General features: G+C 68.0%; 13 protein-coding genes, 1 tRNA gene and 1 pseudogene. 8 read left to right on the top strand and 7 right to left on the bottom strand.

The genetic code is table 11. From position 1 onward, the window contains the following. The first annotated feature begins 52 nt into the window (after nt 1–52). From Q9S36_RS43565 to Q9S36_RS43545, 5 genes are all read left to right on the top strand, one after another. On the top strand, nt 53–1,366 hold the full coding sequence (locus Q9S36_RS43565) for an LCP family protein (protein WP_311290985.1): 1,314 nt from the start codon (nt 53–55) through the stop codon (nt 1,364–1,366). Further along, nucleotides 1,366–2,691: an LCP family protein gene (locus Q9S36_RS43560; protein ID WP_311290983.1), complete on the top strand. Its 1,326-nt coding sequence runs from the start codon at nt 1,366–1,368 to the stop codon at nt 2,689–2,691. The genes Q9S36_RS43565 and Q9S36_RS43560 overlap by 1 nt, the downstream gene beginning before the upstream one ends. 22 nt (nt 2,692–2,713) lie before the next feature. Then, the gene (locus Q9S36_RS43555) at nt 2,714–4,027 is read left to right on the top strand and encodes a diguanylate cyclase (protein ID WP_311290982.1); all 1,314 of its coding nucleotides are present in this window, start codon (nt 2,714–2,716) and stop codon (nt 4,025–4,027) included. 85 nt (nt 4,028–4,112) lie between these two features. Next, nucleotides 4,113–4,201, top strand: a tRNA-Ser gene (locus tag Q9S36_RS43550). Between the two features lie 506 nt (nt 4,202–4,707). Next, nucleotides 4,708–5,052: a VOC family protein gene (locus Q9S36_RS43545; protein WP_311290981.1), complete on the top strand. Its 345-nt coding sequence runs from the start codon at nt 4,708–4,710 to the stop codon at nt 5,050–5,052. 123 nt (nt 5,053–5,175) lie between these two features. Here the strand turns inward: Q9S36_RS43545 and Q9S36_RS43540 are convergent, their stop codons facing one another. The 6 genes from Q9S36_RS43540 to Q9S36_RS43515 all read right to left on the bottom strand — a co-directional run bounded on the left by Q9S36_RS43540 (nt 5,176) and on the right by Q9S36_RS43515 (nt 9,304). Beyond that, nucleotides 5,176–5,781, bottom strand: coding sequence for a GNAT family N-acetyltransferase (locus Q9S36_RS43540; RefSeq protein ID WP_311290980.1), 606 nt, complete (start codon nt 5,779–5,781; stop codon nt 5,176–5,178). A 303-nt stretch (nt 5,782–6,084) separates the two neighbouring features. Then, nucleotides 6,085–6,486 carry a hypothetical protein gene (locus Q9S36_RS43535; RefSeq protein WP_311290979.1) on the bottom strand — a complete coding sequence of 134 codons (402 nt, stop codon included), beginning with the start codon at nt 6,484–6,486 and terminating at the stop codon, nt 6,085–6,087. Further along, nucleotides 6,483–6,875, bottom strand: coding sequence for a hypothetical protein (locus Q9S36_RS43530; protein ID WP_311290978.1), 393 nt, complete (start codon nt 6,873–6,875; stop codon nt 6,483–6,485). The genes Q9S36_RS43535 and Q9S36_RS43530 overlap by 4 nt, the downstream gene beginning before the upstream one ends. Nucleotides 6,876–7,022: 147 nt before the next feature. Then, nucleotides 7,023–7,388 (bottom strand): DUF2255 family protein, encoded by a 366-nt coding sequence (locus Q9S36_RS43525; RefSeq protein ID WP_251454159.1) that lies wholly within the window; start codon nt 7,386–7,388, stop codon nt 7,023–7,025. Nucleotides 7,389–7,403: 15 nt separating this feature from the next. Continuing rightward, nucleotides 7,404–8,276, bottom strand: coding sequence for an aldo/keto reductase (locus Q9S36_RS43520; protein ID WP_311290977.1), 873 nt, complete (start codon nt 8,274–8,276; stop codon nt 7,404–7,406). Between the two features lie 41 nt (nt 8,277–8,317). Continuing rightward, nucleotides 8,318–9,304 carry an aldo/keto reductase gene (locus Q9S36_RS43515; RefSeq protein ID WP_311290976.1) on the bottom strand — a complete coding sequence of 329 codons (987 nt, stop codon included), beginning with the start codon at nt 9,302–9,304 and terminating at the stop codon, nt 8,318–8,320. A 123-nt stretch (nt 9,305–9,427) separates the two neighbouring features. Here Q9S36_RS43515 and Q9S36_RS43510 point away from each other — a divergent pair, with 123 nt between their 5' ends. Beyond that, nucleotides 9,428–10,312: a helix-turn-helix transcriptional regulator gene (locus Q9S36_RS43510; protein ID WP_251454165.1), complete on the top strand. Its 885-nt coding sequence runs from the start codon at nt 9,428–9,430 to the stop codon at nt 10,310–10,312. Between the two features lie 129 nt (nt 10,313–10,441). Next, on the top strand, nt 10,442–10,747 hold the full coding sequence (locus Q9S36_RS43505; protein ID WP_311291019.1) for a beta-galactosidase: 306 nt from the start codon (nt 10,442–10,444) through the stop codon (nt 10,745–10,747). A 62-nt stretch (nt 10,748–10,809) separates the two neighbouring features. On the opposite strand, the gene Q9S36_RS43500 is transcribed toward Q9S36_RS43505, so the two are convergent. After that, nucleotides 10,810–11,397: a hypothetical protein gene (locus tag Q9S36_RS43500; RefSeq protein WP_311290975.1), complete on the bottom strand. Its 588-nt coding sequence runs from the start codon at nt 11,395–11,397 to the stop codon at nt 10,810–10,812. 270 nt (nt 11,398–11,667) lie between these two features. Here Q9S36_RS43500 and Q9S36_RS43495 point away from each other — a divergent pair. Continuing rightward, nucleotides 11,668–12,979 (top strand): annotated as a pseudogene (locus Q9S36_RS43495) (hypothetical protein); the annotation flags it as partial.

The following is a 12,979-nucleotide window of genomic DNA, read 5'->3' as shown; positions in this document are numbered from 1 at the left end:
CTCAGGGTTGCGTCGGGTGTGCGAGCCCCGCCCGTCATCCGAGAGGACCCGAGTGAGCACGCCGAACACGCCGCCGCGGCGCCGCCGACGCACTGTCGCGCGCCACGCCGCGCTGTCGTCGCCGAGCCCGTTCGGCATGGTCATGAAGGTCCTCGGCATCGTGCTGGCGGTCGTGTTGGTCTCGGGCGCCGGCGTCGCCGTCTACGCCGCATACGACCTGTCGTCCAACTTCGCCGACGACGCGGTCGCGCTCGAAGGGCAGGAATCGGTCGCCCCCGACATCGGCGCCATCGAGGGCGGCGTCAACATGATGGTCATCGGCACGGACGAGTGCGAACCCGAGTACGCCAAGTACTTCGGCGACCGCTGCACCGGCGAGGACGCCGAGGGCCAGCTCAACGACGTCAACCTGCTGCTTCACATCAGCGACAACCCGCGCCGCGTCACCGTCATCTCGTTCCCCCGCGACCTCATGGTGCCGCTCCCTGAGTGCACCGCCGAGGACGACACCGTGAACGCCGCGATCGAGCGCGCTCAGATCAACCTCGCGTGGGAGCACGGCGGCATGAACTGCGTCGTCAAGACCGTCTCGCAGCTCAGCGGCGAGAACATCCCGTTCGCCGCCAAGGTCAGCTTCGGCAACGTCATCAACGTCACCGACGCCATCGGCGGCGTCGACGTCTGCATCGGCAACGGCGGCATCCGCGACCGCTACACCGGCATCGACTGGCCCGCCGGCGAACGCACGGTCCAGGGACTCGAGGCACTGCAGTTCCTGCGCACCCGCTACGGGCTCTCCAACGGCAGCGACCTCGCCCGCATCTCGAACCAGCAGCAGTACATGTCGAGCCTCGCCCGCAAGCTCGTGAGCGAAGAAGTCCTCTCGGACCCCGCGACGCTGCTGCGGCTGGCGACCACCGCGGTCGAGAACGTCACCCCGAGCCAGAGCCTCACGAACCCCTTCACGCTCGTGCAGATCGCGCTCGCGGTCAAAGATGTGCCGTTCGACGAGATGGTCTTCGTGCAGTACCCGGTGCAGGAAGACCCCTACGACTCCAACCGCGTCGCCCCCGACTACGAGGCAGCGGCCGAGCTGTGGGCCGCGCTCGAGGCCAACCAGGCCATCTCGATCGCGGACGAGGCCGAAGACACCGGTGGCGTGACGAAGCCGTCGGCGACTCCCGAGCCCACCCCGACCGAGACCGCCGAGCCCGAGCCCGACCCGGTCGAGTCGCCTGCCCCGAGCGCGACGCCCGGTGCGACGCCGGCTCCGACCGACGAGGTCGTCGAGCTGCCCGATTCCATCCCCGGCACCACCGCGGCCGAGGTCACGTGCTCGGCCGGCAACCTGGCGGCACAAGGCTGATGGCCGCGACGCCCACGCCCCCGGAGCCGGGGCGCCGACCGGTCGCGCGCCACGCGCGCCGCACGCACCGGCATCCGCTTCTGCGCATGCTCTCGCTCGCGGCCGTCCTCGTCTCCGTCGTCGCGACGAGCGTCGTCGGGGTGGGCGCCTTCACGGTGTGGGATGCCGCAACCGCGCTCGGCTCGAACGCGGTCGTGCTCGACGAGGAGCGGGAGCTGCCTCCGTCGCTCGGAGCCATCGAGGGCGGCGTGAACATCCTCATGGTCGGCACGGACTCGTGCGAGGGTCAGGACCTGGAGCTGTTCCCGCGCTGCGCCGAGGACGACGGGGGCGAGCGCAACGACGTCACGATGCTCGTGCACATCAGCGACAACCCTCGCCGGGTCACGGTGGTGTCGTTCCCGCGTGACATGATCGTGCCGATCCCGGCGTGTTCGGACGGGCAGGGCGGGGAGTATCCCGCAATGACGGCGCAGATGCTCAACGCGTCGTACCTCGAGGGTGGGCTCGCCTGCACCGCGCGCACCATCGAGGAGCTCACCGGCGAGCGGATCCACTTCGCCGCCGCGATCCGCTGGACCGGCGTCATCAACATGTCCGACGCCATCGGCGGGGTCGACGTGTGCGTGTCGGGCGACGTCAGCGACCGCCACACCGGTCTCGAGCTGACGGCGGGGAACCACACGCTCGTCGGCGCCGAAGCACTCCAGTTCCTGCGCATGCGGCACGGGATCGGCGACGGCTCCGACCTCGGGCGCATCTCGAATCAGCAGCAGTTCATGTCGTCGATGGTGCGCAAGCTGCAGTCGGATGCCGTTCTCGCGAACCCGTCGGCCCTGTTCACCCTCGCCACCACGGCCGTCGATCAGGTGTCGCAGGGGCAGCTGGTGCTCAGCTCGGGACTCACCAACCCCACGCTCATGGTGCAGATCGCCATGGCCGCGAAGGACGTCGCCTACGAGGACATCGTGTTCGTGCAGTACCCGACCGTGTACTCCGTCGACGGGGTCCACGTGCAGCCGGTCACCGAGACCGCCGACGTGCTCTTCCAGGCGCTTCGCGACAACGAACCCCTCACGCTGACGGGTGAGGCCAGTCAGGGCTACGGGGTCGAGGTCACGGGCGAGGCCGACAAGCCCGAGCCGGATGCCGCGCCCGACGCTGAAGCCACGGCATCCCCGTCTCCCGCTGATACGGCAGCGCCTTCACCCACGAGCTCGCCGTCGCCCCCGGCGGTCGACGAAAGCGAGGAGCGTGTCGCATTGCCCAGCGACATCGCAGGCACGACCGCGGCGCAGGTGACCTGCACCGTTCCGGAGGGATAATCTGAGCGCGGAAGGGAGCACGATGGACGTGTGCGATGTCGATTCGCTTCCGGTCGGCGTCATTCGCCTCGATCGTGAGGACCGCGTCGTGGCGGCCAACGCCTGGTTCCGGCGGTGGGCCGGAGAGGACGTCATCGGGCGCCCCCTCAGGGACACGCTGGTGCCGGTGAAGGATTTCCTCGACGGGACCGGGCAGTACTCGGTGATGATGGCGGCGGTCCGCGATCCGGAGCGCGCCGTTCTCGCGGTGCGCGCCGCGGACGGCGACGGTGCGGTGCTGACCGTCATGGACGCGTCCGACCGGTACGTATCCGGACAGCGACTTCGTGACTCGTTCGCTCTTGCCGACCGCACCCGCCATCGTCTGCAGCTCATCATCGACGCGTCGATCGCGTTCGCGGACGCCACCAGCGAAGAGCGACTGAGCGAGATCCTCGCGGCGGCGGCGGCCAAGGCCTACGGCGCCGACGAATCAGCGGTCTTCCTCTTCGACGAGCACGCGCACGCGCACCGTGTGGCGGGGGAGAACCCGCTCGATCTCGAGATGTCCGCGGCTGCCATCACCGACGCGGCACGACAGCTGCACTCTGTCGTCACCATCACGAGCCGGGCCGAGGCGGACGGCTTCGCCCCCGAGCTCGGTGAGGCGATGCAGGGCGCCGGCGTACGGGCGCTCATCGCGGCGCCCTTGGAGGTCGAGGGGATGACGCTGGGTGTGTTCGCCTGCTTCTTCCGGCACCCGCGGGTCTTCGACGCCGAGGCCGGCCCGCTGGCCGAGGCGCTCGCAGGCCAGGCCGCGCAGACCCTCGCGACGGTACGTCTTCAGCGGCAGCTCGAGCACGCGGCGACCCACGACGAGACGACCGACCTGCCCAACCGCCGCCGCCTCGACGAGATCGCCCGCCAGGTGGACCACGCGCGTGCGGCGGTCATCTTCATCGACCTCGACGGCTTCAAAGACGTCAACGATCAGCTCGGCCACGACGTGGGTGATGAGGTTCTTCGCGAGGTGGCTGCGCGCCTTCGCCAGCACATCCGTGACGTCGACGTCATCGCCCGCTACGGCGGCGACGAGTTCGTCGTCGTCTGCGACGCCGACGCCGAGGTCGCCACCGAGATCGCCGCGCGCTTGCGCGAAGCACTGTCGGAGGAGTACTCGTTCCTGCCTGCGGGGCTGTGCGTCGGAGCGAGCATCGGAGTGGCCATCGCAGACGTCAACAACGGGGTGCTGGGCATCGACCGCCTGATCCGCGACGCGGACCAGGCCATGTATCTCGCGAAGGGCCGTGGGGGCAACCAGATCGCGGTCGCCGGGCTCGCCGTCGGCGCCGGCTGAACGAGCCTTCGTCAGTTCGTGGCCGGATGCGCCATCGGGTTATGATGTGCGGGTGCGTTCGCGCGGCCGAGGCTGCCGGATGCGTGGAGACGTCGCATAGTCAGGCCTAGTGCACCACCCTGCTAAGGTGGAGTCCTCGCAAGGGGACCGAGGGTTCAAATCCCTCCGTCTCCGCGAAAAAATCCCTGGTCAGCCGGGGATTTTCGCTTTTGGGCGCGAGGTCGCCTCGTGATCGATTCCTGCTCTCAGGTGACCCCTGGGTGTCCCCGTGGGGTCACTTGGGGGTCACCTGGAACACCACCCTTACCGTTCTGCCCAGAGGTGGTGCACCCCTCGGTAGCTATGGGTTCCGCGTGTTTCCGCGGCGAACGGCTTCGGGGGAGTGCGCCACCCCGCAGGAGTGTTGTTCTTCGGGGGATCTGGCAGTCTTCCGGTCTGCGTTCGTTAGGCGCGCCGTCATCGGGCCCTGAAACGTGTCGGCTATCCGGGCACACCCAGTGCCTGTGGTGGTGCAGTGGCCAGCATCACACCCACAGGTGCACGCGGGGGGACCGGCTATCGCTCTCCGCTCGACGTCCCGGCACGGCTACCACTGCGGACCGCAGCAATACGCGCTGATCCGATCCCATCTAGCAACCTCGGGTTGACGGCAACGGACCAATGTAGACAGGCTCGGAGCTATGGCATCCGTGGAGCACTTCGAGATCCCCGCTGACGACGTCGACCGCGCGCAGGCCTTCTACGGAAAGGTCTTCGGTTTCACGTTCGAGGACTGGGGCGACGGCAACATCATGCTGCGCACTGGGAGCGCCGCCGGTATCAACGGCGACATCCACCAACGCGGTCCCGTGTCGCACCCCACTGTCGTGATCTCGGTCGATGATCTCGAGGCGACCATCGCGGCCGTCCTCGAAGGCGGTGGCGAGCACGTCGGCGAAATCGAAGCGATGGGCGAGACCGCCCGCTACGCATACGTGAAGGATTCCGAAGGGAATGTCATCGGGTTGTACGCCGACGCCCTGTAGCGCGCCAGACCCTAACTCTCCCGCAGCATCTGCGCGCTCACGACCGTACCCGGGTTCGAACCCGTGAGCCGGTAGCTGACGCCCGACGCGCGAGACGCACGCTTCAGGATCCCGCGGCTGCGATCACGAATGCTTCGGTGGGACCACGATTCTCATGACGGTCTTGCTCTTGCCGATGTGACGCTCGAAGGTGAAGCCGGCCTTCTCGAACATGGCCCGTGTGCCGTTGTGGAGGAAGGATGACGAGGTCCTCTTGCCGGGCTGCAACTCGTTGGGAAAGGAAACCACCTCACCCCCGCCGGCCTGGGCGATCAGCTCAAGAGCGCCGTCGAGGGCCTCGCGTGCGACCCCGGAACGCCGGTGGTCTCGATCGACGAAGAAGCAGGTGATCCGCCATGGCGCGGGGTTGGCCTCGCCCGTGTCGTACTGTTTGCGGTGGTAGATGCCGGGCAGTTCGTCAGGGTTTCCGTACTCGCACCACGCGATGGCGTCGTCTCCGTCGAAGACAAGCGCGGCGTGCGCGACGCCCTCGTCGACGAGCCGTCTCTTGAACGTCGCGCGGTCGTAGTCGTCCTTGACAGTGTGCTCGGTGTCGCTGTGGAAGTAGGAGCAATAGCACCCGCCCCACACACCGTTGTGCTTCTCGGCCAGCGCGAGCCACGCCGGGAATGTCTCGGGCGTAAGTGGCTTGATGACGTGCGACCCTGTAGGAACGTTCTCGTGGCTCATGGCACACTCCAATCTTGAGTGCTGCCAGCCTGAGTGCTGACCCCGAGTCCCGTCGGGCCGCGTTATGCGGCTCCGCCGCGGTCCGGGCGGCCCGTCCATCATGCCGCGACGGCGTTCGGGCGGTCAAGGCGTGCGGCTCGAGTTCGCCCCGAGAAAGACGAACCGGTCATCCGGAGATGAGACGTACTTCTCGTCGCATCGGCATCCCGGGTAGCCGCGGTTCGCCGTCCGCACTGGCCCCTCACCAGAGCAAGGCGCGGTTAGGGATCGCTTTGCTGCGACGGAGGGCGTCGATTCCGTCGGCTACTGCTCGGGTGATAGCGCAGCTTGCAGCGCCGCGATGCCATGTTCGTCGCCCTGTTCGATGAGGTGCTGAGCATCACGGATGCGCGCGGCGACGCTTGGCGGTGTGGAGGGCGACTCGAGTGCCCAGTACGCGCTGTCGAGCAACCCCCGCGCATAGAGGCTCAGGGCGAAGCCACCGTCATCGGGAATGATGTGCCTGAAGTTGGCGACTGCGTCGACTGCGGCGGCGAGCACCCTTGCCGCTGCGGGGTCACCCTCGCGCGCCAAGCCAAGTCCGCGATCGAGTTCGTCCGCCAGGTCACTGCGTGTCGAGGGCAGGCGGCGCAGCGCCTCAGCGCGGGCGATGACCCGGGGATCCGCCGACCCGCGACCTGAGATTTCAGGCATCGGTTCGATCATCGGAACTGCACAGTCTGCGCGCTGCGGAGGGTATCCACCGTCGCGTCATCGAGATCCACGCGGATCACCTCGACCCCCAGGTCGGTCAGCGCCTGCGTCAACCATGCCTTCGGCCGCTGCAGGTAGGACTCCACCGCTTCGTCGGCCACCGCGAGGATCAGCCTCTTGGCCTCGAGCTGCCTACCGATCCAGGTCAGCTTGAGTGCGTCGGTCGCGAGCTTCTTTGGCTGGCCACCACGGAGTGCTCCTTGGTGCGCATAGGCCTCGACGAGGATGGTCAGATCGTCGGTGGCGCCATCGAGTTCGACTAGGCCACCATTGCCCGTCGGAACCGAGGTCTTTGCGAGCGGCTGACCGAGTTGCGCGCTGAGCGCGGCGATGATCGTCACCTCGGCTTCTCGTTGGGCTCGCGAGTCTGAGGGATGGGCTCCGTCGATTGTCACAGCGACGAGCCTTCCACGCTCACCCGACACACCGCACGCGACGCCCCCCGAAGTCGGACATCGCCCGCATGAGGATCGTCGTTCCGGGGAGGGTTATCGGGGGGCGACACGCAGTGTGGTCTGCCGTGCGAGCGCGCTGGTGATCGAGCGGGAGGGCGCGCCTCGGCCGTACTTGGCGAAGTAGGCGTCATCGATCGCGTTGTCGTGGGTGTGGTCGAGGGTGAAGACCACCGGGCGGGTGGTGCCGGCGCTGTGGAGGAAGCCTTCGAAGTGGCGGGCGACGCCCCGGTACCACTGCCCCTCGGGCCCTTTCACGGATCGCAGGTACAGGTTCCCGTCGACGACGACGTGCCACACGATCGTGAGGGTGCGCGATGAGCCGTCCGCGCGGCGCCCGGCGACCCGTACCTCGGACGCGCGGGCGAGCCCGGCCAGCTCGGTGGGAGTCCATGCGGTCATGACCGTCTCCGTGGTTCAGGCTTCGGGGATGTCGCGACCGAAGGTCTCGAGCGTGATGTCCGCGGGTTCGGGGCCGCGGCGGATCCCGGTGTCCAGTGCGTCGATGGCGTCGAGTTCGTCTGCGGTGAGTTCGAAGTCGAACACGTCGAAGTTCTCGCGGATCCGGTCCGGGCGCACCGACTTCGGGATCGCGGAACGGCCCTGCTGCAGGTGCCAGCGAAGCATCACCTGCGCGGGGGACTTACCGTGCGCGGCTCCGATCGCGGTGATCGTCGGGTCCTGGAGGGCGTTCGCGTCGCCGCCTCGGTAGGCGGTGATCCCGCCGATCGGGGACCAGGCTTGGGTGAGCACGCCGGCGGCAGCATCCGCGTCCTGCACCGCGCGCTGCGCGAAGTACGGGTGCACCTCGACCTGGTTCACCGCGGGCACGATGCTGGTCTGGTCCAGGAGGGCGGCGAGGTGGTCGGGCATGAAGTTGCTGATCCCGATCGCCCGCACCCGCCCCTCGGCGAAAAGGGTCTCGAGGGCGTTGTACGCACCGCGGGTGAGGTCGAACCGGGACGGCAGTGCCTGGTGCAGCAGGAGCAGGTCGATCCGTTCGACGCCGAGCTTGCCGGCGCTCTTGTCGAAGGCGTGGAGCGTCTGGTCGTACCCGTAGTCGCTGATCCATACCTTCGTTTCGATGAACACATCGTCCCGTGCCAGACCCGAGCGGCGGATTCCTTCGCCGACCTCACGTTCGTTGCCGTACGCAGCGGCGGTGTCGATGAGCCGGTATCCGGTCTCCAGGGCGGCCTGCACCGCCGCGACGGTCTCGTCGGGCGGGGTCTGGAATACTCCGAACCCGAGTGCGGGCATCATGATGTCGTTGTTGAGCGTGAGTTCCATTTCTTCGCCTTCCCAGCAGTAGATGATCCTGTGGTCGCCGGCTACCGGCCGACCATTCCCATGCCGGCGTCGTCGTATCGGTTTCCGGCGACCCCGAGCCGATCGACCAGGCTGTTCAGGTCGGCGATGTCATCTGCGGACAGCCCGACGGTGGTGGCTGCGGCGTTCTCATCGATCCGATCCCGCCGACGGGTCCCCGGGATCGGGAGGATGTACGGTCGCTGGGCGAGGAGCCATGCCAGCGCGACCTGCGCGGGGGATGCGGCGCGCGTGGCGGCGAGCGCCGTGACGTGGTCGATGAGAGTCTGGTTCGCGGCGAGGTTCTCCGCTTCGAACCGGGGCACCCGGGCTCTGATCTCGCCCGGCGCGAAAGTGGCGTCGGGTGTGACCGTCCCGGTGAAGAAGCCCTTGCCGAGCGGGCTGAACGGCACGAACCCGATGCCCAGCTCGTCGCACACCGGCAGCACCGCGGCCTCTGGGTCCCGGGTCCACAGCGAGTACTCGCTCTGGAGCGCCGTCACCGGAAACACCGCGTGCGCGCGGCGAATCGTGTCCGCGCCGGCCTCGGACAACCCGAAGTGCTTCACCTTCCCCGCCGCGACCAGCTCCCCGACCGTCCCGGCGACGTCCTCGATCGGGACGTCCGGGTCGACACGGTGCTGGTAGAACAGGTCGATCGCCTCAACGCCCAGGCGTTTCAGGGAAGCATCGGCGACGCGGCGGATCTGCTCCGGCCGCGAATCCGTGCCCTGCATCGTCCCGTCGACAATGCGCCACCCGAACTTGGTCGCAACCACGACCTCGTCCCGGACCGGGGCGATCGCATCACCCACGAGCTCTTCGTTCACGTACGGGCCGTACACCTCGGCGGTGTCGATGAAGGTGACGCCCTGCTCGACCGCGTACCGGAGCACGCCGATCATGTCGTCCCGGTCGCCCGGATTCGGGCCGTACGACATCGACATGCCCATCGCCCCCAACCCGATCGCCGAGACCTCAAGCCCCTGGCCCAGTGTCCTGGTGTGCATTCCGGTCCGCCTTTCGTCGGTGTGGTTCCAGACAACCGCGTCCGTGCGTCATGTGGGAGTGGCGGCCGTAACCGGTACTGCCAGCCCCTCCCTCGGCCACGGCGACCGGCGTACGGTCATGGCATGGACAATCGCAGCGAGGTGAAGGAATTCCTCACCACCCGCCGCGCACGCATCACCCCCGACGTCGCGGGGCTCCCCGCCTTCGGGGGCAACCGGCGCGTCCCCGGGCTGCGCCGCGAAGAAGTCGCCCTGCTATCCGGAATGAGCGTCGACTACTACACCCGCCTCGAACGCGGCGACCTTTCCGGCGTCTCCCCCGGCGTCCTCGACTCCCTCGCCCGCGCCCTCCACCTCGACGACGCCGAGACCGCGCACCTGCACGACCTCGCCCACGCCGCGAACACCTCCCCCGTCGCGCGGAAACCGCGCAAGAGCACCACAACGCTTCGACCCAGCATCCAGCGTCTTCTCGACGCCATCACCGAAGCACCCGCGATCATCCGCAACAACTACTACGACTACGTCGCAGCGAACCGCCTCGGCCGCGCCCTCTATTCACCCGTGTTCGCCGAACCCGCTCCCAACAGCGCCCGGTTCGCCTTCTTCAACCCTGCCGCGCACGACTTCTACCCCGACTGGGACAAAGTCGTGCAGGAATTCGTCGCCGCCATGCGCGGCGACGCCGGCCGCAACCCGTTCGATAAACGCCTCACCGACCTCGTCGGCGAACTCGCCACCCGCTCCGAAACGTTCCGGACCCTCTGGGCCGCACACGACGTCCGCTACCACCGCACCGGCGTCAAACGCATCCACCACCCCCTCGTAGGCGACCTCGAACTCACCTATGAAGCGTTCGAGCTGCCCGCCGACCCCGGCCTGCAACTCTCGACCTTCACCGCCGAACCCGGCTCACCATCCGAAGACGCCCTCACACTCCTCGCCACCTGGGCCGCCACCATCAAGACGCCAGCGGAACAAGCACCACCGTCCTCCCAGAGAACCTGACCCCCGAGCGCAAACAACCCCGCTCGATTCGACCGCTCGCCCGCCCTCGCCGGCCCCTCCACAGCGGCCAGAACCCACGGCCAACGGCAGCCCGCCCAGGTCCCGCATGCGCGCAATGCCCGCAAGGGGATCCGCCGGGGGCAGCGGCGCGAACGGCTCGTCGCCGTGCAGCGGCTTGGATTTACCGCCATCGACGTGTACATCCCGTGGAATCAACACGAGAGACATGACGGTGGGTGGGGCTTCACCGGCGAGAAGGATGTCCCTCCGCAGACGGTGATCACCGGCATCGACGAGCTGCTGGACTTCGGGCTCCTCATAGCCGATCCGCCCCGCGAGGTGGGGACGAGAGGGCAACGTGTGCGCTATCGAGTCAATGACCAAGCGGTGACCGAGATGTACCTGCGCCTCGGGTTGGCGATCGGCGAAATCTAAGTCGCGCGCGAGCAACCGTGCTCAGCGAAGGCGGCTGATACGCCGCCCACCGCTTCGGGCCGTCAAGCGGGCTCGGTCGGCGTGCTGTTCAGTCGCGATTTCGCGGCGTCGAGGCCTCGGATGCAGAGGTCGATCGCCTGTCGATAGCGCGCCTCTTCGCTGCGTGCACCCGCCAGTGCAATGACCTGACGCACCGCGGAAAACTCCGCAGGATCGGAGTCGGCGAGCATTCGAGGCAAGGTGGTCAGCTCGGGTTGGCCCCGCTGCCGGGCGCGCAGGATGCGACGAGCAGCGTTGGTTGCGACGTCCGTGATCACCGAGACCGCTGCTACAGCGGTGTCTGCGTCGAAGCCCGCTGCGAGGAGTCGGCCGAGCGAGTTCTCGGCTACGCCCAGCAGTGTCAATTCCCACTCCGAGCCTCCGAACTCGATATCGGCCACGCCGACCTCGATCACAGCCTGAACCATGGCGTCGGCTTGACGGACGAGTGCCTCGCGCCAGTCGAGGCTCGTCGGCTCCGCACGATGGGCAAGCTCGGCCGCGACAGCCTCTGATGCCACGAGGCGGCGCAGGGTCGGACGGTCGCCCACATGATTCGCGACGGTCTTGCGGTCGACTCCGAGTGATTCGGCGACGCGGGTGATGGTCATGTCATCAGGGGGGAGCAGTCGAGCCGCCGCGACGATGTCCGCCACCCCGATGGCGGGCGGGCGCCCACGTCGAGCCTCGCGCGCACTGCCGCTCATCGCACCCCCTCTGTCCACTCCCCAGCTTGCCGCATGTGAACGAACCCGATCGTGATGAATCGTTACATTCTATTCTTCCCCACTGGGTAGAAATCCGTCAGAATGCCTGTGACTGACATCTCGGTTGTGAGCCCACGTGCGAAGACGCGCGTGAAAGATCAAGGAAGATCACCCATGACACAGAAGGTTCCGCCTCTTCCCCGTGCCGCGACCCGTGCGGCGATCATCGCGCTGAGCGTGCTCCTCGCCGTCACCCTGGTGGCGTTCTTCGGCCTTTTCGGTGCCTATGCGTCGGGCGCGAAGGCGCTGAGCGACGGCTCCGGTCAGCTGACTGACGGCGCGGTCCAACTCTCGGACGGCACGAGCCAGCTCTCCGACGGGGTCGGACAACTGGCTGACGGCGCGCACGCCACATCGGATGGCACCGCGCAGTTCGCCGACGGAGTACGTCAGACGAGCAGTGGAGTCGGTCAGTACATCGGCGGCGTCCACCAGCTCGACGACGGCCTCGGGCTGTACATCGACGGTGTGCATCAGACGTCGAACGGGGTCGACCAGTACGTGGACGGAGTGCATCAGCTCGACCGTGGGCTGGGTCAATACATCGACGGTGTGCACCAGACCAGCGATGGTGTGGGTCAGTACACGGCGGGCGTCGCGCAGGTGTCGACCGGCGTGGACCAGTATGTCGACGGCGTGCACTCGACGGCGGACGGGGTCGGGCAGTTCGTCGCGGGGATCCACTCGCTCGCCGACGGCGCTGCCGCGCTCCCGGCGGGGCTGGACCAGATCAGCGGGGGTGTCACTTCGCTCGCACAGTCCATGAGTGCCACACTGCCGGCCTCGCAGGCGGCGGTGGATCTGGCAGCTGGAGCATCCGCTGCTCAGTCCCAGGCGGCGGGGTCACTCGCCACGGCTCGCGGCGCGGCGGACGTCGCCGTCACCGATGCAGACGAGCTCTCGAACCTGATCGCGGCACTGGCCGTCGGTGAGGCGCTCTCGCAGGAGCAGAAGGATGCCCTCATGGCGCAGGTCGCAGAAGTGTCGGCGAGCGCGAACACGTCCGCCTCGTCTCTTGCCGACGCCGAGGCCTCCGCAGGGCTGGCGCTCGGCACGGTCGACAACGATCTGCTCCCGGCCGTCACGGGCGTGAACGCCGCGTTCGTCGGCCTCAGTCAGGGTCTCGATGCGCTGGCCCCCGGCCTTGCGCAGACATCAGGAGGCGTGACCGCCGTGTTCTCTGGCATCGACGCGTTGGCGTCGGGCGGAGATCAGCTCGTCGCGGGAGTCGACCAACTCGCCATCGGAGGCGATCAGCTCGCGGACGGAGCCACACAGCTTGCCGTCGGTGGCACCGAGCTCGCCGCCGGCGTGGGCCAGCTCGCATCGGGTGGAGATCAGCTGGTCGGTGGGATGGGTCAGCTCGCCGACGGCGGCGATGCTCTCTCCAGCGGCGTCGGTCAGCTGGCCTCGGGCGGTGACCAGC

The sequence above is a fragment of the Microbacterium sp. ARD31 genome (assembly GCF_031844425.1).
This window is presented reverse-complemented; position numbering and strand designations above follow the sequence as displayed.

Bases quoted from the DNA above. Each gene is read 5' to 3' on its own strand.
- Q9S36_RS43535 (WP_311290979.1), bottom strand. From the start codon at position 6,486: ATGATCGAACCGATGCCTGAAATCTCAGGTCGCGGGTCGGCGGATCCC.
- Q9S36_RS43515 (WP_311290976.1), bottom strand. From the start codon at position 9,304: ATGCACACCAGGACACTGGGCCAGGGGCTTGAGGTCTCGGCGATCGGG.
- Q9S36_RS43500 (WP_311290975.1), bottom strand. From the start codon at position 11,397: ATGACCATCACCCGCGTCGCCGAATCACTCGGAGTCGACCGCAAGACC.
- Q9S36_RS43545 (WP_311290981.1), top strand. From the start codon at position 4,708: ATGGCATCCGTGGAGCACTTCGAGATCCCCGCTGACGACGTCGACCGC.
- Q9S36_RS43520 (WP_311290977.1), bottom strand. From the start codon at position 8,276: ATGGAACTCACGCTCAACAACGACATCATGATGCCCGCACTCGGGTTC.
- Q9S36_RS43525 (WP_251454159.1), bottom strand. From the start codon at position 7,388: ATGACCGCATGGACTCCCACCGAGCTGGCCGGGCTCGCCCGCGCGTCC.
- Q9S36_RS43540 (WP_311290980.1), bottom strand. From the start codon at position 5,781: ATGAGCCACGAGAACGTTCCTACAGGGTCGCACGTCATCAAGCCACTT.
- Q9S36_RS43555 (WP_311290982.1), top strand. From the start codon at position 2,714: ATGGACGTGTGCGATGTCGATTCGCTTCCGGTCGGCGTCATTCGCCTC.
- Q9S36_RS43510 (WP_251454165.1), top strand. From the start codon at position 9,428: ATGGACAATCGCAGCGAGGTGAAGGAATTCCTCACCACCCGCCGCGCA.
- Q9S36_RS43560 (WP_311290983.1), top strand. From the start codon at position 1,366: ATGGCCGCGACGCCCACGCCCCCGGAGCCGGGGCGCCGACCGGTCGCG.